The 18055-nt window shown below is 71.5% G+C and carries 19 protein-coding genes; 12 read left to right on the forward strand and 7 right to left on the reverse strand.

The genetic code is table 11. The features are described 5' to 3' along the window. The first annotated feature begins 1 nt into the window (after position 1). Together ACS5PV_RS05095 and ACS5PV_RS05100 are read left to right on the forward strand one after the other, a co-directional pair. On the forward strand, positions 2-538 hold the full coding sequence (locus tag ACS5PV_RS05095) for a response regulator transcription factor (RefSeq protein WP_455394278.1): 537 nt from the start codon (positions 2-4) through the stop codon (positions 536-538). A 124-nt stretch (positions 539-662) separates the two neighbouring features. Next, positions 663-1910: an acyl-CoA dehydrogenase gene (locus ACS5PV_RS05100; protein WP_455394279.1), complete on the forward strand. Its 1248-nt coding sequence runs from the start codon at positions 663-665 to the stop codon at positions 1908-1910. Here the strand turns inward: ACS5PV_RS05100 and ACS5PV_RS05105 are convergent. The 5 genes from ACS5PV_RS05105 to ACS5PV_RS05125 all read right to left on the reverse strand — a co-directional run bounded on the left by ACS5PV_RS05105 (position 1907) and on the right by ACS5PV_RS05125 (position 5964). Further along, the gene (locus ACS5PV_RS05105; RefSeq protein ID WP_455394280.1) at positions 1907-2377 is read right to left on the reverse strand and encodes an opioid growth factor receptor-related protein; all 471 of its coding nucleotides are present in this window, start codon (positions 2375-2377) and stop codon (positions 1907-1909) included. The genes ACS5PV_RS05100 and ACS5PV_RS05105 overlap by 4 nt on opposite strands. Positions 2378-2405: 28 nt before the next feature. Then, positions 2406-2657, reverse strand: coding sequence for a hypothetical protein (locus ACS5PV_RS05110; protein ID WP_455394281.1), 252 nt, complete (start codon positions 2655-2657; stop codon positions 2406-2408). A 93-nt stretch (positions 2658-2750) separates the two neighbouring features. After that, on the reverse strand, positions 2751-3863 hold the full coding sequence (gene sfnG, locus ACS5PV_RS05115) for a dimethylsulfone monooxygenase SfnG (protein WP_455394282.1): 1113 nt from the start codon (positions 3861-3863) through the stop codon (positions 2751-2753). A 188-nt stretch (positions 3864-4051) separates the two neighbouring features. Then, positions 4052-5302, reverse strand: a complete 1251-nt coding sequence (locus tag ACS5PV_RS05120; RefSeq protein WP_455394283.1) for an acyl-CoA dehydrogenase family protein — start codon at positions 5300-5302, stop codon at positions 4052-4054. A gap of 206 nt (positions 5303-5508) precedes the next feature. Then, positions 5509-5964 carry a hypothetical protein gene (locus tag ACS5PV_RS05125; protein ID WP_455394284.1) on the reverse strand — a complete coding sequence of 152 codons (456 nt, stop codon included), beginning with the start codon at positions 5962-5964 and terminating at the stop codon, positions 5509-5511. Positions 5965-6219: 255 nt separating this feature from the next. On the opposite strand from ACS5PV_RS05125, the gene ACS5PV_RS05130 reads away from it, so the two are divergent. The 5 genes from ACS5PV_RS05130 (at position 6220) to ACS5PV_RS05150 (ending at position 12343) form a co-directional block, all read left to right on the forward strand. Further along, a complete protein-coding gene (locus ACS5PV_RS05130; RefSeq protein WP_455394285.1) occupies positions 6220-7851 on the forward strand; it encodes an ABC transporter substrate-binding protein in 1632 nt (543 codons plus the stop codon). 229 nt (positions 7852-8080) lie between these two features. Beyond that, entirely contained in the window at positions 8081-9058 is a 978-nt protein-coding gene (locus tag ACS5PV_RS05135) for an ABC transporter permease (RefSeq protein ID WP_455394286.1), read from the forward strand. Positions 9059-9062: 4 nt separating this feature from the next. Beyond that, positions 9063-9914: an ABC transporter permease gene (locus ACS5PV_RS05140; RefSeq protein WP_455394287.1), complete on the forward strand. Its 852-nt coding sequence runs from the start codon at positions 9063-9065 to the stop codon at positions 9912-9914. Next, positions 9911-11539 carry an ABC transporter ATP-binding protein gene (locus tag ACS5PV_RS05145; RefSeq protein WP_455394288.1) on the forward strand — a complete coding sequence of 543 codons (1629 nt, stop codon included), beginning with the start codon at positions 9911-9913 and terminating at the stop codon, positions 11537-11539. The genes ACS5PV_RS05140 and ACS5PV_RS05145 overlap by 4 nt, the downstream gene beginning before the upstream one ends. A 12-nt stretch (positions 11540-11551) precedes the next feature. After that, positions 11552-12343: a VOC family protein gene (locus ACS5PV_RS05150; protein WP_455394289.1), complete on the forward strand. Its 792-nt coding sequence runs from the start codon at positions 11552-11554 to the stop codon at positions 12341-12343. 100 nt (positions 12344-12443) lie between these two features. On the opposite strand, the gene ACS5PV_RS05155 is transcribed toward ACS5PV_RS05150, so the two are convergent. Then, positions 12444-13004, reverse strand: a complete 561-nt coding sequence (locus ACS5PV_RS05155; RefSeq protein WP_455394290.1) for a PAS domain-containing protein — start codon at positions 13002-13004, stop codon at positions 12444-12446. Between the two features lie 402 nt (positions 13005-13406). Here ACS5PV_RS05155 and ACS5PV_RS05160 point away from each other — a divergent pair, with 402 nt between their 5' ends. From ACS5PV_RS05160 to ACS5PV_RS05170, 3 genes are all read left to right on the forward strand, one after another. Beyond that, positions 13407-13892 carry a DUF2721 domain-containing protein gene (locus ACS5PV_RS05160; RefSeq protein ID WP_455394291.1) on the forward strand — a complete coding sequence of 162 codons (486 nt, stop codon included), beginning with the start codon at positions 13407-13409 and terminating at the stop codon, positions 13890-13892. A gap of 93 nt (positions 13893-13985) precedes the next feature. After that, a complete protein-coding gene (locus tag ACS5PV_RS05165) occupies positions 13986-14438 on the forward strand; it encodes a PRC-barrel domain-containing protein (protein WP_455394292.1) in 453 nt (150 codons plus the stop codon). A gap of 7 nt (positions 14439-14445) precedes the next feature. Beyond that, the gene (locus ACS5PV_RS05170; RefSeq protein WP_455394293.1) at positions 14446-15399 is read left to right on the forward strand and encodes a hypothetical protein; all 954 of its coding nucleotides are present in this window, start codon (positions 14446-14448) and stop codon (positions 15397-15399) included. Positions 15400-15493: 94 nt separating this feature from the next. On the opposite strand, the gene ACS5PV_RS05175 is transcribed toward ACS5PV_RS05170, so the two are convergent. Next, positions 15494-15865, reverse strand: coding sequence for a hypothetical protein (locus ACS5PV_RS05175; RefSeq protein ID WP_455394294.1), 372 nt, complete (start codon positions 15863-15865; stop codon positions 15494-15496). Positions 15866-16030: 165 nt separating this feature from the next. On the opposite strand from ACS5PV_RS05175, the gene ACS5PV_RS05180 reads away from it, so the two are divergent. Then, on the forward strand, positions 16031-16705 hold the full coding sequence (locus ACS5PV_RS05180) for an HAD family hydrolase (RefSeq protein ID WP_455394295.1): 675 nt from the start codon (positions 16031-16033) through the stop codon (positions 16703-16705). A gap of 76 nt (positions 16706-16781) precedes the next feature. Beyond that, a complete protein-coding gene (locus tag ACS5PV_RS05185) occupies positions 16782-17936 on the forward strand; it encodes an alpha/beta hydrolase (RefSeq protein WP_455394296.1) in 1155 nt (384 codons plus the stop codon). Positions 17937-18055: the final 119 nt, after the last annotated feature.

An 18055-nucleotide genomic window follows, 5' to 3' on the forward strand; every position in this document is an offset into this window, starting at 1 on the left:
GATGTCCGACGACGACCGCCTGCTCGTCATCGTCGAGGACGACGACCGCTTCGCCGCCACCCTGACCCGCTCGCTCGAGCGGCGCGGCTACACCGTGGTGAGCCTCGCCGGCCTTGCCCCCCTCGAGGCGCTGCTCGCCGAGCGCACGCCGGCCTACGCCGTGGTCGATCTCAAGCTCAACGGTGAATCGGGCCTCGCCTGCGTCAAGGCGCTCCACGACCACGATCCCGGTATCCTGACGGTCGTGCTCACCGGCTACGCCAGCATCGCCACGGCCGTCGAGGCAATCAAGCTCGGCGCCTGCCACTACCTCGCCAAGCCCGCCAACACCGACGACATCGAGGCGGCGTTCTCGAAGGCGGCAGGAGACGTCGACGTCTCCCTCGACGGCCGGCCGACCTCGATCAAGACGCTCGAATGGGAGCGCATCCACCAGACCCTGGTCGAGACCGACTTCAACATCTCGGAGACCGCGCGCCGGCTCGGGATGCACCGGCGCACGCTCGCCCGCAAGCTCGACAAGCAGCCGATCAAGTGATCCCGCCCATGCCGCGGCCCCCCGGCCGCCTGCATGGCTGGCGCGTGCGGAATGCGGTTTCGCATCCTGGTGAAGCCGGCGCACCCGAGGTAACGTCCGGCCCGAATTGCAAGGAGGAGACGCCATGAACCCCCCGTCCGCCGCGGTCGCGACCCAGACCAACCTCAGCCCGGTCAAGCCCAACGAGGGGACCCGCGGCGCCTTCCGGTGGGACGACCCGTTCCTGCTCGACGACCAGCTCACCGACGACGAGCGCCTGATCCGCGACTCGGCCCGCAGCTTCGCGCAGGAGCGCCTGCTGCCCGGCATCGTCGAAGCCTATGCCGAGGAGAAGACCGACCGCTCGCTGTTCAACGCGATGGGTGAGCTGGGCCTGCTCGGCGTCACCCTGCCGGAGGAGTACGGCTGCGCCGGCGCGTCTTACGTCGCCTACGGCCTCGTCGCCCGCGAGGTCGAGCGGGTCGATTCCGGCTACCGCTCGATGATGAGCGTGCAGTCCTCGCTCGTCATGTACCCGATCTACGCCTACGGCGACGAGACCCAGCGCAAGACGTACCTGCCGAAGCTGGCATCGGGCGAGTTCGTCGGCTGCTTCGGCCTGACCGAGCCGGATGCCGGGTCGGACCCCGCCGGGATGAAGACCCGCGCCGACAAGATCGACGGCGGCTACCGGCTGTCGGGCGCCAAGACCTGGATCTCGAACGCCCCGATCGCCGACGTGTTCGTGGTCTGGGCGAAGTCGCCCGCGCATGACAACCAGATCCGCGGCTTCATCCTGGAGAAGGGGATGAAGGGGCTCTCGGCGCCGAAGATCAAGGGCAAGCTCTCGTTGCGCGCCTCGGTCACCGGCGAGATCGTGATGGACGGCGTCGAGGTGCCGGAGAGCGCGCTGCTGCCGAACGTCTCGGGGCTCAAAGGTCCGTTCGGCTGCCTCAACCGGGCGCGCTACGGCATCTCCTGGGGCGCGCTGGGTGCTGCCGAGGATTGCTGGCACCGGGCGCGGCAATACACGCTCGACCGCAAGCAGTTCAACCGGCCGCTCGCCCAGACCCAGCTGGTGCAGAAGAAGCTCGCCGACATGCAGACCGAGATCGCGCTCGGTCTCCAGGGCTCGTTGCGCGTCGGCCGGCTGTTCGACGAGGGCCGGATGGCGCCGGAGATGATCTCGCTCGTCAAGCGCAACAATTGCGGCAAGGCGCTCGCCATCGCCCGCGAGGCGCGCGACATGCACGGCGGCAACGGCATCATGGGCGAGTACCACGTGATGCGCCACGCCCAGAACCTCGAGACGGTGAACACCTACGAGGGCACCCACGACGTCCACGCCCTGATCCTCGGCCGGGCGCAGACGGGCTTGCAGGCGTTCTTCTAATCCTCGGTCGCTCTGCGCCAATACTCAAGGCTCTCCGGGTTCACCGGAGAGCCTGCCGCCCGGACGAGGGCGACGATCCTCTCGTGGAAGGCCCGCGCCTCGTCCGGCCCGACGAGGTCGCGCAGGGACGTGAGGATGCGGGTGATGCGCAGGTGGTTGTGGTCGAAGGCCGTGAGCCACCGGCCGGTCCCGGCATAGAACCGCAGCATCCGGTCGCGCGCGGCCAGGAGCCCGGCCCGCGCCGCCGGATCGGCCCGGATCGCCTCGGCCTCCGCCGCTCCGAGCACCGGCGCGCCCGGCACCGCCCGGCTCGCCTCGGCGAGCGGAAACAGCCACTGGATGAAGTCGTGCACGCCCTCGATGTGATCGTCGTCGAAGGCCAGCACCGTGGCGAGGCTGCGCCCGCGTCCGTCGTGGCCGCTCCCGGTGAGAAAGGCGTGGATCGGTCCCGCGATCGGTTCGTCCATGCCCGCCTCCTCTCGTCACCCACCCGATCTATGGCGAGGCGCAGCGGCGGACAGGCGGCGCGGTCGCGCAGTCGAGGCTGCATTGCTGGCGCGCGCCGCAGAACCACGACAGGCTGCCGCTCTTGAGGCAGGCGCCGCCGCACTGGCGGTAGGTGCCGTAGATCGGCCGGATATAGACCGGCTCGGTCAGCACGCGGGCCCGGTCCCCCTCCGCCGCGAGGGCCTGCACGGAGACGAGCGGGAGGAGGAGCGCCGCCGTGCAGGAGGGAAGGAGAGGCATGACCGGGCCGCCGTTTCAACGGGCCCGATGATCCGGCTACGTGCGAGCCGGGTCGATTAAATTGTGGTTCATCTGAGCGGCGGCTCGGCCTCGTCAGGCCGCCGCCCGCCGCTCGGCCCGCGCCGCCTCCAGCGCCCGCACCCGCGGTATCACCTGCTCGCCGAAATACTTCACGTCTTCCTGGAAGTGCAGGAAGCCGAGGAGGGCGAGGTCGGCGCCGGCATCCTTGAGCGCCAGGATGCGCGCGGCGATCTGGTCCGGCGTGCCGATCAGGTTCGAGCGGAAGCCGTCGTTGTACTGCACCAGGTCCTCGAAGCTCGACTTCGCCCAGTTGCCCTCGCGCTCCGGCGAGGCGGCGCCGGCATTCTTCACCTCGTGGCCGAAGGCGCGCACCGCCTCCGGGTCGGCCTGGTCGATGATGTCCCGCAGCACGGCCTGCGCCTCTTCCTCCGTGTCGCGGGCGATGACGAAGGCGTTGACGCCGACCTTCACGCTGCGCCCCTCGGCGGCGGCCTTGTGGCGGATGTCCTCGACCTGCTTGGCGATGTTCTCCGGCGTGTTGCCGTTGGTGAAGTACCAGTCGGAGACCCGGGCCGCCATGTCGCGCGCCGCCCGCGACGAGCCGCCCTGGAAGATCTCCGGCAGGGGCTCGGCGGGCTTGGGCTTCAGGGTGTAGTTCGTGTAGCGGTAGAAATCGCCGCGGAAGGTGAAATCGTCCTCGGTCCAGATCCCGCGCAAGCTGCGAATGAACTCCTCCGAGCGGCGGTAGCGCTCGTCGTGGTCGAGCCAGGGCTCGCCGATCGCCCGGAACTCGCCCGAGAACCAGCCGCTGACGATGTTGACGGCGATGCGCCCGCCGGTGAGCTGCGAGATCGTCGCCACTTGCTTGGCGGCCAGCGTCGGGTTCCACGGCCCGGGCAGGAGCGCGGCGATGACCTTCAGGCGGTCGGTGGCGGCGAGCAGCGCGTGGCTGAAGGCGACCGATTCATGCTGGTACTCGGCACCGTAGCCGGCGGTGAAGCGGATCTGGGTCAGGGCGTAGTCGAAGCCCGCCCGCTCGGCGATGCGCGCGAGTTCCCGGTTGTAGTCGGCGTCCCAGGACGTGCGCTGCGGGATCTTGCTGATGACGAGGCCGCCGGAGACGTTCGGCACCCAGTAGGCGAAGCGGATCGGCTCAGGATCGTGCGGCGTCACGGCGTGCGTCATGGCGGGTCCTCGCTCGTCTTATTGTGCAAGAAGAGCCGGCACCGCCCAGGCGGGCGGCGCGGTTGACCCTGAGTATCCGGAGCGCCGTCCGCTCCGTCAAAAGCATCGTCTTGCTTATTTATCGCCCGCGCGAAAAGCCCGTTCTCCCGATCGGGCTCCCCGCGCGGCCGATCTTCCTTATCGCGCCGTCAGGCCTTCGGCCGCTCGCGGTTGCCGTACTGGGCCAGTTCCAGCCGGGCGATCGAGCGGTTGTGGACCTCGTCCGGCCCGTCGGCGAGGCGCAGCGTGCGGATGCGGGCGTAGGAATAGGCCAGGCCCGCATCGCTGCTGACCCCGGCGCCGCCATGGGCCTGGATCGCGTCGTCGATGATCTTCAGCGCCATGCGCGGGGCCGCAACCTTGATCATCGCGATCTCGAGCTTGGCGCCCTTGTTGCCGACCTTGTCCATCATGTCGGCGGCCTTGAGGCAGAGCAGCCGCGTCATCTCGATATCGGTGCGGGCCTCGCCGATGCGCTGCTCCCAGACCGAGTGGTCGGCGATGCGCTTGCCGAAGGCGACGCGGGTCAAAAGGCGCTTGGCCATCTTCTCCAGCGCCTCCTCGGCGACGCCGATGGTGCGCATGCAATGGTGGATGCGCCCCGGCCCGAGTCGGCCTTGCGCGATCTCGAAGCCGCGGCCCTCGCCGAGCAGCAGGTTCTCGGCCGGCACCCGCACGTCGTTGAGAACCACCTCGGCGTGGCCGTGCGGCGCGTCGTCGTAGCCGAAGACCGGCAGCATCCGCACCACCTCGATCCCGGGGGTGTCGAGGGGCACGAGGATCTGCGATTGCTGCTGGTGCAGGGGCGCGCTGGTGTCGGTCTTGCCCATCACGATCGCGACGGCGCAGCGCGGGTCGCCGACGCCCGAGGACCACCACTTGCGGCCGCTGATGACGTAGTGGTCGCCGTCGCGGCGGATCCTGGTCTCGATGTTGGTGGCGTCAGACGACGCCACGTCCGGCTCGGTCATCAGGAAGGCCGAGCGGATCTCGCCCGCCATCAGGGGCGTGAGCCAGCGCTCCTTCTGCGCCTTCGTGCCGTAGCGGTGCAGCACCTCCATGTTGCCGGTATCCGGCGCCGAGCAGTTGAACACCTCGGACGCCCACTGGATCCGGCCCATCTCCTCGGCGCAGAGCGCGTAGTCGAGGTTGGTCAGACCGGCGCCGCGAAAATCCCCGTCGTCGTGCTCGGGCGAGGGGGGCAGGAACAGGTTCCACAGGCCGGCCTCGCGGGCCTTCGGCTTCAGGCGCTCGATCACCGGCACCGGCTGCCAGCGCTCGGAACCGAAGGCCTCCATCTCGGCCTTGTAGGTCGGCACGGCCGGGCGGACATGCTCGTCCATGAAGGCCCGGACCCGGTCGCGCCAGTGGCGCTGCCGCTCGGAGAGGGTGAAGTCCATCCGCGGTTCCTCCCGTCGCCGGGGTCTCGCGCCCCGGCCTGTTCGGGAAGGAGCCTAGCGCCAACCGCGCGCGAGCAAAACCGTCTTTTCGAAAGGTGCCGCAGGCGCGGGCCGCACCGGCGCCGTACCGGATTTTCGAATGACGGGCCCGGCCAGGGGGCTCGCCGCGACCGTCCGGATCCCCGGGACGATCGCGGCGGTCGCGGCTACTTCGCTGGGTCGACGAGCGTCAGCTTGCCGGTGAACGGCTGGTCCTGCTTCGAGGTGGCGGTGCAGCCATAGGTGTACTCGCCCGGCGCGATGGTGCGCAGGCGGATCTCGCCCTTGCCGTTGGCCTTGACGAGGTAGGCGTCGTTGCTCGCCACGTGGACCACGTCGCCGTCGTGGTGCAGCACGTTCTTGTTCTGGAAGATCTGCGGTGCGGTGAGCGACACCTGCAGGTTCGACTGGTTGGTGACGTGCAAATCGACGTTGGTCTGCGCCGGCAGGCGCAGCTCGGCGGGGGCGCAACGCGGCGCGCCGTTCTCGGCGGTGATCGTCACCTCCACCGGGGGCATCGCGTCGGTCTTCGGCGGCGGCAGGTCATTGGCGGCGCGGGCCCCGCCCGACAGGGCAAGCGCGAGGAAGGCGGCGGCCGCGGCGGCGCGGGCGGGAATCGGCATCGGAGGCTCCTGGTCGAGGAGGTGGAACGAAGTCGAGGCCAGAACGCCAGGTCGCGTCCGATGTTTCCTCGCCCGGTCGATCGCGCCCCGCGACCCGATGCCCGCCCCGGCGACCAAGCGACGACAAATCTTCTTCCGATCGGCCTCGCGGGAGACGAAGTGTCTGCGGACGGGGCGGAAATTGCCGCGCTTCGTCCATTGCGCCGGCGCTGCGTTGCAGCAAGGATGGCGCCCAAACGACGACGGGGACACCTGATGATCATCGACCGCCGCGACGCCCTCAAGCGGGCCGGCCTCCTCGCGCTCGGCACCGCGGCCTGGAGCCCGGCGGCCCTGACGCGGGCGCTCGCCCAAGGGACGGGGACGTCGACGGGGACCCCCCGGCGTGGCGGCGTGCTGACGGTGCAGCTCAACGGCGAGCAGCGGGTGCTCAACCCGGCGATCCGCGCCTCGACCGGCGTCTACGTCATCACCTCGAAGATCGTCGAGCCGCTGGTCGATCTCGACCAGGACGGCAAGCCGGCCGGCGTGCTCGCCACCTCGTGGGAGGCGGCGCCCGACGGCAAGACCGTGACCTTCCGCCTGCGGCCCGGCGTGACCTGGCACGACGGCAAGCCCTTCACCTCCGCGGACGTGCAGTACACCGCGATGGAGATGTGGAAGAAGTACCTGAACTACGGCACGCAGCTCCAGCTGTACCTTGACGCCGTCGACACGCCCGATTCCCACACCGCCGTCTTCCGCTACTCGCGGCCGATGCCGCTGAACCTCCTGCTGCGGGCGCTCTGCGACCTCGGCTACGTCGCGCCCCGGCACGTCTTCGAGGGCACCAACGTTCTGGAGAACCCGGCCAACACTGCGCCGATCGGCACCGGGCCGTTCAAGTTCGTGAGTTACGAGCGCGGCCAGCACGTCATCGCCGAGCGCAACCCAGGCTACTGGCGCGAGGGCTTTCCCTATCTCGACCGGATCGTCTGGCGCTTCATCACCGACAAGGCGGCGGCCTCCGCCGCGCTCGAGACCGGCCAGGTCCAGCTCTCGACCTACAACGCGCTGGCGCTCGCCGATCTCGACCGGCTGAAGTCCGACCCGCGCTTCACCGTGTCGAGCAAGGGGCTGGAGGCCAACGCCTTCAACAACACGCTCGAATTCAACACCCGCCGCAAGGAACTGGCGGATGTCCGGGTGCGCCGGGCGATCGCGCACGCCATCGACGTGCCGTTCTTCATCGAGAACTTCATCTACGGCCTCGGCAAACCGGCCACGGGCCCGATCCCGTCCTCCTCGACCGCCTTCTACCCGGACAATCCGCCGCCCTACACGTTCGACCCGAAGAAGGCGGCAGCACTCCTCGACGAGGCCGGGTTCAAGCGCGGCGCCGGCGGCACCCGGTTCTCGCTCAAGCTCGTGCCGATCATGAACGGCGAGGACGTGCCGCTCCTCGCCACCTTCATCCAGCAATCGCTCCAGGCGGTCGGGATCAAGGTCGACATCGTCAACCTCGATACGGCCGGCGCCCTCTCGACCGTCTACCGCGACTGGAACTTCGACCTCGCCACCGGATGGCACCAGTACCGCGGCGATCCCGCGGTCTCGACCACCGTCTGGTACCGCTCCGGCTCGCCGAAGGGCGCGCCCTGGACCAACCAGTACGGCTGGCAATCCGACCTCGTCGACCGCCTCATCGACGAGGCGGCGAGCGAGCTGGATCCGGAGAAGCGTAAAGGCCTCTACGCCCAATGGGTGAAGGCGGTGAACGACGAGATCCCGGTCTGGATGATGACCGAGCGCACCTTCCTGTCGGCGACGAGCAAGCGGGTGCATGGCGACCACAACACCCCGCGCTGGGGCTCGGGCGACTGGCACGATGCGTGGATCGAGGGGTGAGCGACCCGTCGATGACGCGCACGACGCTCAACCCTCCCCCCTCTGCGGGGGAGGGTGGCCTGCGGAGCAGGCCGGGAGAGGGGCAGCGCGACGCTGATCCAGCTCGCATCCTTCATGACGGTCGCGACCTTTCCGGAAGCGTGGTTCCCCTCTCCCGCCCCGCTGCGCGGGGCACCCTCCCCCGCAGAGGGGGGAGGGGTCGGGGCGGCGCGGTGCCCGAGGCTATTCGATGACCATCCTCCTCCTGGCCCTGCGCCGCCTCGCCGCCAGCCTGCCCACCCTCCTCGTGATCCTGGCGGGGCTGTTCCTGCTGCTCCAGCTCGCCCCCGGCGACACCGTCGACGCGCTGATGGCCCAGATGGGCGGCGGCGATCCGGCGACCGCCGAGGAGCTGCGCCGCTATTACGGCCTCGACCTGCCGGCGGCGGCGCAGCTCGCCCGCTACCTGTGGCGGCTGGTGCAGCTCGACCTCGGCCAGTCGGCGATCTACGGCAAGCCGGTCGCGACCGTGATCGCCGAGCGGCTGCCGGTGACGCTCATGCTGATGGGCGCCTCCCTCACCCTCGCCTTTACCGGCGGGACCTGCCTCGGCGTGCTGGCGGCGCGGCGGATCGGGCAGTGGCCCGACACCCTGATCTCGACGCTCGGCCTGATGTTCTACGCCACGCCCTCGTTCTGGTTCGGACTGATGGGGATCGTGCTGTTCGCGATCCGCCTCGGCTGGCTGCCGGCCGGCGGCTTCGAGGAGGTCGGTGCCGGCTACACCGGCCTCACCCGCATCCTCGACATCGCCCGCCACCTCGTCCTGCCGACGCTGACGCTGGCCCTCGTCTTCCTCGCCACGTATCTTCGGATCATGCGCGCCTCGATGCTGGAGGTGATGAGCCTCGACTACGTCCGCACCGCCCGCGCCAAGGGGCTGGGCGAGACCGGCGTGATCGTGCGCCACGCGCTCCGCAACGCGCTCCTGCCGATGGTGACCCTGGTGGGCTTGCAGGCCGGCACGATGCTCGGCGGCTCGGTGGTGGTCGAGAGCGTGTTCGCGCTGCCGGGCCTCGGGCGGCTCGCCTACGAATCGGTGGTGCAGCGCGACCTCAACACGCTTCTCGGCATCGTGTTCGTCTCCGCGCTCCTTGTCATCACGGTGAATTTCCTGGTCGATCTGATCTACGGCCGGCTCGATCCGCGCATCGCGGCGGGGCGCTGAGGCGATGGCGGCCCTGACACGCTATCTGCGCAACCCGGCGGCCCTGCTCGGCGCCGTGCTCCTCCTCCTCGTCATCGCGGTGGCGCTCGCCGCCCCGGTGCTGTTTCCCAAGGACCCGCTCGGGCTTGCCGGCCGGCCGCTGCAATGGCCCTTCGTCAACCCGAAGGTCTGGCTCGGCACCGACGGGAGCGGGCGCGACATTGCCGCCCAGGTCTTCCACGGCGCCCGGGTCTCGCTCCTGATCGGCCTCGTCGCCACGGTGATCGCCATCGCGATCGGCATCGCGGTCGGCGCGGTCGCGGGCTTCTACGGCGGCGTCATCGACGACGTGCTGATGCGGATCACGGAAGCCTTCCAGACCCTGCCGAACTTCCTGCTGCTCCTCGTGCTCGTCGCGGTGTTCGGCTCGGACATCACCACCGTCACGGTGGCGATCGGCCTCGTCTCCTGGCCGGCCCCGGCCCGGCTGACCCGGGCCGAGTTCCTGACCCTGCGCAACCGCGAATTCGTCCAGGCCTGCCGGGTGCTCGGCATGGGCGACGCCCGCATCATCGCCCGGGAGATCCTGCCCAACGCGCTGCCGCCGGTGATCGTCTACGCCAGCGTGGTGATGGCGGTGGCGATCCTGCTCGAGAGCGCGCTCGCCTTCCTCAACCTCTCGGACCCGAACGTCGCCTCCTGGGGCAACCTGATCGGGGCCGGGCGCGGCGTGCTGCGCACGCAATGGTACGTCTCGGCGATTCCGGGCGTCGCGATCCTGGTGACGGTGCTCGCCGTGTCGCTGGTCGGCCAGGGCCTCAACGACGCCCTCAACCCGCGCCTGCGCGGCCGCGCCCCGGTGAAGGCCGTGTCATGAGCGAACTTCTCAGGGTCCAGAACCTCTCGGTCCGCCTGCCGCCGGGGGCCGACCGCAGCCACGCGCTGTCCGGCGTCTCCCTGTCGCTTGCCGCCAACGAGATCCTGTGCGTCGTCGGCGAGTCCGGCTCGGGCAAGTCGGTGCTGGCCAACACGGTGATGCGGCTGCTGCCGGCCGGCGTGCGGCCCGATGCGGGAGAGGTGCTGTTTCGCGGCCGCGACCTCGTCGGCGCCCCGGAGGCCGAGATGCGGCGCCTCAGAGGCCGTGAGATCGGCATGATCTTCCAGGAGCCGATGACGGCCCTGAACCCGCTGCGGCGGGCCGGCGACCAGATCGCCGAGACGTTTCGCATCCACACCGGCTTGAGTGCCCGCGCGATCCGCGAAAAGACCCTGGCGCTGCTGGCAGAGGTGCGGATGCCCGATCCCACGGCGGCTTTGCGCGCCTATCCGCACGAATTGTCGGGCGGTCAGCGCCAGCGGGTGATGATCGCGATGGCGCTGGCGCTGGAGCCGGCGCTCCTCATCGCCGACGAGCCGACCACCGCCCTCGACGTGACGACGCAGGGGCGCATCCTGGCGCTGATCCGCGACATCCAGCGGCGGCGCGGCATGGGAGTGCTGTTCATCACCCACGATTTCGGGGTGGTGGCGGAGATCGCCGACCGGGTCGCCGTGATGCAGGCCGGGCGCCTCGTCGAGGAGGGACCGGCGGACGCCGTGCTGAACCGCCCGCAGGCGGCCTACACCCGGGCGCTGATCGGCGCGGTGCCGCCCTTGCTGCCGCGCCCGTCCCGCCCGGCGGCGGGCGCAGCGATCCTGACGCTCGAGGGCGTCTCGAAGACCTATCGCACCGGCGGCGGCCTGATCCCGGGCCGGGCCCGGGTGACGCACGCGGTCCGGGACGTGAGCCTGTCGCTGCCGCGGGGCACGACGCTCGGCATCGTCGGCGAATCGGGCTCCGGCAAGTCGACGCTCGCCCGCTGCATCGTGCGCCTGCTCGATCCCGACGGCGGCACGATCCGCCTCGGCGACACCGATCTGGCGGGCCTGTCGCGCAAGGCGATGCGGCAGCAGGCCCGCCGGGTGCAGATGGTGTTCCAGGACCCCTTCGCCTCGCTCAACCCGCGACGCCGCGCCGGCGACCTCGTCGCGCAGGGGCCGATGCTGCACGGCGTCCCCCGGACCGAGGCGATGGCGAAGGCGCGCGAGCTGTTCGCCCTCGTCGGGCTCGACCCGGCGGCGATGGACCGCCTGCCGCATGAATTCTCCGGCGGCCAGCGCCAGCGCATCGGGCTCGCCCGGGCGCTGGCCTTGGAGCCCGAGGTGCTGGTCGCCGACGAGCCGGTCTCGGCCCTCGACGTCTCGGTGCAGGCGCAGGTGCTCGCGCTGCTCGATGGTTTACGCGATCGGCTCGGGCTCTCGATGCTGTTCATCACCCACGACCTGCGCGTCGCCGGCCAGATCTGCGACCGGATCGCCGTCATGAAGGACGGCGCCGTCGTCGAGGCGGGCCCGACCGCGGAGGTCTTCTCCGCCCCGCGGGCCGCCTATACCCGCGCCCTCCTGGAGGCGGTGCCCGGCCGCTCCTGGATCCCCGGCCGGCCGCAGATGCCGGCCGCCTGAAGAGGAAACGTCATGTCCCTCACCCTCGACCACCTCGTCATCGCGGTCGCCGACCTCGACGCGGCCTTCGCGGACTATTCCAGCCTCGGCTTCACGGTGATCCGCGGCGGCGAGCACCAGAACGGCATCACCCACAACGTGCTGGTGGTGCTCCAGGACGGCGCCTATCTCGAGTTGATCGCGTTCAAGAAGCCCGAGCCCGGCAACCGCTGGTCGGAGGTCTATCACCGCGCCGGCGAGGGCTTCCTCGATCACGCGCTGCTGCCCTCGAACATCGAGGCCGACGTCGAGGCCGCGCAAGCCCGCGGCCTCGACATCGCCGATCCTCAGCCCGGCGGCCGCTTCCGGCCGGACGGCGCCCGCCTCGACTGGAAGACCGCCCGGGCGCCGGGCTCCGACGTGCCGTTCCTGTGCGGCGACGTCACGCCCCGCGGGCTGCGCGTGCAGGAGGGCGACGTGCGCCGCCACGACAACGGCGTCACCGGGGTCGCCTCCCTCACGGTAGCGGTGCGCGACGTCGCGGCCTCCCGCGCGCGCTACGCCGCCCTCCTCGGCACCGGGGCCGACGCGCCGATCGTCGAGACCGAGATTTTCGGAAGTCCGGCCCGCGCCGTGACCCTGCCGCTCGGTTCCGCCACCACCGTCACCCTGGCGAGCCCTGCGGGCGCGGACGGGGTGCTGGCCGGGGCGCTGGCCGAGCGGGGCGAGGGGCCGGTCGCGGCCGTCTTCCGGTCTGCGATGGGGGCGGGCGAGCTCGACCCGCGCCTCACCCACGGGGCGCGGCTCGCGATCGTGGCGGGGTGAGGCGGCGGGTGGGCCTTCCCCTCTCCCCGCCCGCGGGGAGAGGGGGAGATCCTGCGGCCTTCCTATCGGTGTCGCGACCCGAACAGACGATACAACACCCTCAATTCTTCCACGCCGACGGCACCCGGTCCGCTGCGAGCCCGCGGCCGATCTCCAGGAGCAGCATGTCAGCGAGGCGGTGCAGGAACGGGTCGTGCCAGTCGTCGACCGCCCGGCGGACCGCGATGCCGTGCTCGGCGGCGCGCTCCAGGGGGTGGGCCCGGCCGCCGGTCAGGTCGATGACGACGCCCCGTCCCTCGAGCGGCCGGCCCGCGGCGTCGCGGGTGCAGCGGCCGCAGGACAGCACCCAGCGCACGCCGCCGTCCCGCGACAGCAGGCGGTAGGGCAGGACGTAGGACCCGCCTTCCTCCGCCGCCCGCCGGATGCGGGCCCGCACGCCGCCCCGGTCCTCCGGGTGGATGCGGTCGAGGAGGAGGGGGATCGGCGCGCCGGTGCGCAGGCGGGCGGGATCGAGCCCATAGAGGGCGGCCATGCGGTCGTCGCCGCACAGGACGTCGCGCCCGATGTCCCATTGCCAGGTCGCCACCGCGTCCTGCGCCGCGCAGGCCGCCGCCAGCCCTCCCGCCGGCGGTTCCGCCGGCGTCCCGTCTCGTCCCCGCACGAACCCCTCCACTGGAGCGCGTCCCGGCAGGTTGCCCACGGAAAAGCTGCAACTCCCACGGGTATCAGTAGTTTTATACCGGCTAGGCGTCAAGGTTCCGGCGCCGCGCCGCATCCCGTGCGGCAATGCATCCCCACGACGATCCGGATGAGGGGCTGCTCGCCGCGGCGCGCCGGGCGGATCGCGCGCAGTGAAGACGTGACGCCCCTGCGTCCCAGGCCGTGACTGTCCTCGTCTCGCCACGTGTACTCTAATGGAGTACTTGTACGCGGATGGACTGGCATCGCTCCCACTGCTGCGCTGCGGCATCCGCGCGGCGTGATACCGTGCCGCCGCGCCCTATTTCGTGGCGGATCTGGTCCGGCGCCCGGCCGCGCCCCCCGCCTTTCCCCGAAATCCCGCATGATCCCCTCCGCCGATCCGTCCCAGGTCGACTCGATCGCCCATATCATCCAGGTGGCGCTGACCCCGGTCTTCCTGCTCTCCGGCATCGCGACGCTGCTCAACGTCTTCTCGACCCGCCACGCCCGCATCGCCGACCAGGTCGAGAAGCTGTCCGACCGCATCGCCGAGCGGCCCGGCGATCAGGCCCGCCTGCGGGACTTGCGCCGGCGCAGCCTCGCCCTCGACGTGGCGGTGGTGATCGCGGCGCTCGGCGGCGTCGCGATCTGCGGCGCGGTGCTCACCCTGTTCCTCGGCACCCTGCGGGACGCCGCGGTGGCGAGCGTGCTGTTCCTCCTGTTCGGCATCTCGATCGTCTGCACGCTCGCCTCGCTCACCGCCTTCGCGATCGAGATGATGCTGGCGAGCCGCACGGTGCGCACCGAGGTCGACCAGCAGCAGCGGGAGGAGGCCGAGGAGAGCGCCGAGGAGGTCCAAGCGCGCTGAGGGCGCGCAGAGACGGAATGGTCGCGCTGAGGGCGCGGAACCGTCGCGGGCGAGCCCGGTTCCCCCGGAGGAACCTCGAGCACGGAGCCTGCCATGCCGACCGAACTCCCGCAGAACCGCGCCTCGCCGAACGAGCGCGCCTACCGCGAGCCCGGCACGATGGAGCTCGACCCGTCCGGCGACGGCATCGCCCTCGACGAGACCCGCCGGCTCATCGCCTCGAACAAGGTCGAGGGCACCGCCGTCTACGACCGCAAGGGCGAGCATCTCGGCAGCGTCTACAACTTCATGGTCGACAAGGTGACCGGCCAGGTCGCCTACGCGGTCCTGTCCTTCGGCGGCTTCCTCGGCTTCGGCGAGAGCTACCACCCGGTGCCCTGGAAGGCGCTGACCTACGACGTGCGGCTCGGTGGCTACGTCATCGACATCGACGCCGACACCCTGGCCGGCGCCCCGCGTCACGGCCCCGGCGAGGACCCGTTCACCGATCCCGGCTACGGCGGGCGCCTCGACGACTATTACGGCGGCAGGGCCACGACGATCTGAGGCGACCATGGCCGAGGCGGGACGGGAGGACGGGCAGGGGGGACCTGAAGGCGAGGTCGCCCGTGGGGCGGGCTTCGCGGTGGCGCCCGGCACCGCCAAGCGCCCCGGGGTGCTGGTGGCGATGCCGTTCGACCGCGCGCTGCTCGCCCGCTTCAAGGAGGCCTTCCCGACCGCCCGCTGGCGGCGCAAGCTCCGGCGCTGGTTCGTGCCCGGCACGACCGCCGAGCAGCGGGCCGATGCCTGGATCGCCCGGGAGATCTCGGCCCTCGACGCCTACGGCGACGACAAGGGCCGCGACGCCTACGCCTTCGAGCCGCTGGAGAGCCGCTACCTCGCGGCCGAGCCCGAGGCGCTGCTCGTCCGCACGCCCTACTCGCGCATCGTCGTCGACACCCTGCGCACCATCCCGTTCGCCGCCTGGGCGCCGGAGATCCGGGCCTGGCGGGTGCCCTGGCGCTCCTACGAGGCGCTGAAGGAGGCCTGGGCCGTGATCGAGGCGGCGGCGGCGGCAAACGAGCCGGAGGCGCGGCGCGCCCGGCGCGAGGCTGCCCGCGACCCTGCGGCCGAGGCGGAGCGCCGGCGCAAGCGCCACCCGGTGCCCCGGGGCGATCCCCCGCCGCTCGGCGCCGCGGTCGAGGTGGCGGAGGCGGGGGTGGTGGTGTTCGAGGCCCTCGACGACGCGCCCATCGCGGAGACCGACGCGCTCGCCCACTACCCCGCCATCACCGCGCCGGGGCCGCTGGTCTGGGGCTGGTGGCGGATCCCGACCTTCGGGGAAGTGGCCGAGACGGTGCCGGCGGCGGCGCCCGACGCGCCCGGCCGCGGCTGGTGGCCGGCGACCCGCACCGGCCTGGAGGAGCGCCTGCGGCGCCTGCGCGAGACCGCGCGGGCGCAGGAGACCCGGGCCCGCCGCGCCGCCGCCAGGGCCGACGCGGAGAGCCGCGACTCCCGGACGACTTAGGATGCGGCCGACTGAGTATCTCTCACGAAACTCCCGGTCACCGGCGTCGCTCGATGTGGCGGCGCCAGCGCAGCGGGAGTTTTGCGAGGTGCACTTAGAACTTGCCGCCGAGCCCGACCGAGCCGCCCGAGCCGATGGTGGGCGACAGGCTGTTGCCGCTGCTGCCGCCGGCGCCGCCCTCGCCCTCGATATCCTCGCGGCGGATGCGCCGGGGCGGGGCGCTCAGGGTGTCGCCGCTGGCGCGGGAATTGGCCGGGACGTTGAGGCGGCGGGTCGGCTCGGTCGCCGCCTGGGCGAGGTCGCCGCTGCTGCGGGCTGGCAGCTTCACGTCGCCGCGCAAGGAGGGCGGCGGGCCGACATCGCCCGCCGGGAGCACGCCGCCGACCTGGCCGAGGGGATTGTTGATGCAGCCGCCCGCGAGCGCGGCCACGGCCGCGACGAGGCAGGCTCTGGACAGGACGGACATCGACGTTTCCCGGGTTCGCGAGGGGCCGTCCCGCCGGCCGGCGGGAACGGCGTTGACGAACCTCTAACGGCCAAGGCGCCCGAAGGCCAGCCGCGCCGCTTCACCCGCACGGAACCTCGGCGCTTTGCGTGATTTTCGTGCTCGGCTGCAACAGGAGTCTCCCGCATGATCCGCCACCTGATCTTCGACATCGACGGGACCCTGCTCGACAGCGTCGATCTGCACGCGAAAGCCTGGGCGGAGGCGTTCGCCGCCTTTGGGATCACGGTGTCCGCCGACCAGGTCCGGGGCCAGATCGGCAAGGGCGGCGACCAGCTGATGCCGGTCTTCGTGCCGGAGGACCGCCTGGAGCGCGAGGGCGAGGCGCTGGAAAAATTCCGCTCCGAGCTGTTCACGAAGAAATACCTGCCGGAGGTGAAGCCGTTTCCCGGCGTGCGGGCGCTGTTCGAGCGGCTGAAGGCGGAAGGCCACGTCCTGGCGCTCGCCTCCTCCGGCAAGGCCGAGGAGGTCGAGCGCTACCAGGAGATCGCCGGCATCCGCGACCTCGTCGACGTGGCGACCAATTCCGACGAGGCCGAGCGCTCGAAGCCGCACCCGGACATCTTCGAGGCGGCGCTCGACAAGCTCGGCCGGCCGCCCCGGGGCCAGGCGATCGTGATCGGTGATTCGCCCTACGACGCCGAGGCCGGGGTGAAGGCCGGGCTGCCGGTGATCGGCGTCCTGTGCGGCGGCTTCCCGGAGGCGCAGTTGAGCGAGGCCGGCTGCACCGCGATCTACCGCGACCCGCAGGACCTGCTCGACGGCTACGACGCCTCGCCCCTGCGGCGCGGCCTGCCGTAGCGGAGCGGCACCATCTTGCCGGATGGGGGCCGGCATGCGAATCGTGCGGCGCCCCACGCCGACAGGATTGCGCCCATTGCCCGGCCCGCGTCGCCTCGCCGCCCTGCTCCTGGCTATTCCCCTGGCCGCCGCGCTGCCGACGGCCGTCCGCGCGCAGCAGCCGCCGGCAGGGCCTCCGAGCGCCGACGCGTCGGATTTCGCCCGCATGGAGGCGGCCCAGAACGCCGCCAACGCCGCGCCCGGCCCGCGCACCGTGCCGGGCCGGCGCATCCCGGTGCCGGGCACGGTGAGCCCTGAATTCCAGGCGGCGATCGCCGCGCCCTACAAGACCCCGGCCTGGAACGCCGACCCGGGCAGCGCGGCTGAGTGGAAGGCGCTGGTGACGAAGCTCGCGGCCCAGACCGCCGCACCCCTGCCGGCCCTGCGCGAGCGCCTCGGCGTGGTCTCGACGCCCGAGGTGATCGGCGGCGTCAAGGCCTGGATCATCGCCCCGAAGGTGGTGCCCGAACGCAACCGCCACCGGCTGCTGGTCCACATCCACGGCGGCGGCTACGTCTACAATCCGGGCGAGGCCGGCACGCTGGAGGCGGTGCTGATGGCGGCCTTCGGCGGCTTCACGGTGATCTCGTTCGACTACCGCATGCCGCCGGACGCGCCCTACCCGGCGGCGATGGACGACGCGATGGCGGTGTGGAGGGCCGCGCTCGCCTTGCAGCCGGCCGGCAACATGGCGGTGTTCGGCACCTCGACCGGCGGCGGCATGACCCTGGCGCTGATGCTGCGGGCCCGGCGCGAGGGGCTGCCGCTCCCGGCCGCCATCGCCCCCGGCACGCCGTGGTCCGACCTGACCGAGACCGGCGACAGCTACAAGGCCAACGAGTGGCTGGACAACGTGCTGGTCTCCTATGACGGCGTGCTGAACCGGGCGGCGAAGCTCTACGCCGACGGCCACGACCTGCGCGACCCCCAGCTCTCGCCGATCTACGGCGACCTGCGCGGCCTGCCTCCCACCATCCTGACCACCGGCACCCGCGACCTCTTCCTCTCGAACACCGTGCGCACCCACCGCAAGCTGCGCCAGGCCGGGGTCGAGGCCTCGCTCCAGGTGTTCGAGGGCATGAGCCACGCCCAGTACCTGTTCGATCCGGACGCGCCGGAGACCCGCGAGGTCTTCACCGAGATCGCCGCCTTCCTCGACAAGCACCTGGGGACGGCCGCGAAGGCGCCGTGACGGGGCAGGATCACGGCCGCCGTGGTCCGGTATGCCCGGCGGCCTCGCCCGGCGCTGCTCAACGATTCGTCGAGTCGGCGACGTTCGTGCCGCAGAGCGCCTCCTCCAGAGGGCGGGCC

The organism is Methylobacterium sp. Gmos1, from assembly GCF_053764715.1.

What these genes read in the sequence shown, in the direction of transcription:
- ACS5PV_RS05095 (WP_455394278.1), top strand. Translation starts at nt 2, where the DNA reads ATGTCCGACGACGACCGCCTGCTCGTCATCGTCGAGGACGACGACCGC.
- ACS5PV_RS05100 (WP_455394279.1), top strand. Translation starts at nt 663, where the DNA reads ATGAACCCCCCGTCCGCCGCGGTCGCGACCCAGACCAACCTCAGCCCG.
- ACS5PV_RS05105 (WP_455394280.1), bottom strand. Translation starts at nt 2,377, where the DNA reads ATGGACGAACCGATCGCGGGACCGATCCACGCCTTTCTCACCGGGAGC.
- ACS5PV_RS05110 (WP_455394281.1), bottom strand. Translation starts at nt 2,657, where the DNA reads ATGCCTCTCCTTCCCTCCTGCACGGCGGCGCTCCTCCTCCCGCTCGTC.
- sfnG (WP_455394282.1), bottom strand. Translation starts at nt 3,863, where the DNA reads ATGACGCACGCCGTGACGCCGCACGATCCTGAGCCGATCCGCTTCGCC.
- ACS5PV_RS05120 (WP_455394283.1), bottom strand. Translation starts at nt 5,302, where the DNA reads ATGGACTTCACCCTCTCCGAGCGGCAGCGCCACTGGCGCGACCGGGTC.
- ACS5PV_RS05125 (WP_455394284.1), bottom strand. Translation starts at nt 5,964, where the DNA reads ATGCCGATTCCCGCCCGCGCCGCCGCGGCCGCCGCCTTCCTCGCGCTT.
- ACS5PV_RS05130 (WP_455394285.1), top strand. Translation starts at nt 6,220, where the DNA reads ATGATCATCGACCGCCGCGACGCCCTCAAGCGGGCCGGCCTCCTCGCG.
- ACS5PV_RS05135 (WP_455394286.1), top strand. Translation starts at nt 8,081, where the DNA reads ATGACCATCCTCCTCCTGGCCCTGCGCCGCCTCGCCGCCAGCCTGCCC.
- ACS5PV_RS05140 (WP_455394287.1), top strand. Translation starts at nt 9,063, where the DNA reads ATGGCGGCCCTGACACGCTATCTGCGCAACCCGGCGGCCCTGCTCGGC.
- ACS5PV_RS05145 (WP_455394288.1), top strand. Translation starts at nt 9,911, where the DNA reads ATGAGCGAACTTCTCAGGGTCCAGAACCTCTCGGTCCGCCTGCCGCCG.
- ACS5PV_RS05150 (WP_455394289.1), top strand. Translation starts at nt 11,552, where the DNA reads ATGTCCCTCACCCTCGACCACCTCGTCATCGCGGTCGCCGACCTCGAC.
- ACS5PV_RS05160 (WP_455394291.1), top strand. Translation starts at nt 13,407, where the DNA reads ATGATCCCCTCCGCCGATCCGTCCCAGGTCGACTCGATCGCCCATATC.
- ACS5PV_RS05165 (WP_455394292.1), top strand. Translation starts at nt 13,986, where the DNA reads ATGCCGACCGAACTCCCGCAGAACCGCGCCTCGCCGAACGAGCGCGCC.
- ACS5PV_RS05170 (WP_455394293.1), top strand. Translation starts at nt 14,446, where the DNA reads ATGGCCGAGGCGGGACGGGAGGACGGGCAGGGGGGACCTGAAGGCGAG.
- ACS5PV_RS05175 (WP_455394294.1), bottom strand. Translation starts at nt 15,865, where the DNA reads ATGTCCGTCCTGTCCAGAGCCTGCCTCGTCGCGGCCGTGGCCGCGCTC.
- ACS5PV_RS05180 (WP_455394295.1), top strand. Translation starts at nt 16,031, where the DNA reads ATGATCCGCCACCTGATCTTCGACATCGACGGGACCCTGCTCGACAGC.